Below are 234 nucleotides of genomic sequence, written 5' to 3'. Positions count from 1 at the left end.
AACGCGCGGTGATCGCTCGAGAACTGCACGCCTCGCTGGCCCAGACGCTCTCCTACCTGAAGCTCCAGGTCTCCCGCCTGCAGTCCCCGGCCCGGGCCGGCGGGGCCCATGCCGCCACCGCGGCGATCGTCGATGAACTGCGCGCAGGCCTCAACGCCGCCTACCGTCAGCTCCGCGCGCTGCTCAACACCGTCCGCCGGAAGATGGCTGACGCCGGGCTGGAGGCCGCCCGCG

Annotated in this window: 1 protein-coding gene; it reads left to right on the top strand. The window is 73.1% G+C overall.

Going from position 1 to position 234, the window contains the following annotated elements; genetic code table 11:
• Positions 1–234 (top strand): histidine kinase (locus CVH10_RS24650; RefSeq protein WP_369336033.1); only part of this gene is annotated, 234 nt, incomplete at both ends.

The organism is Halomonas sp. ND22Bw (genome assembly GCF_003011945.1).
Classification (GTDB): Bacteria; Pseudomonadota; Gammaproteobacteria; order Pseudomonadales; family Halomonadaceae; genus Halomonas; species Halomonas halophila.
Note: the sequence above shows the minus strand (reverse complement) of the source record. Positions and strands in the feature narration are given on the sequence as shown.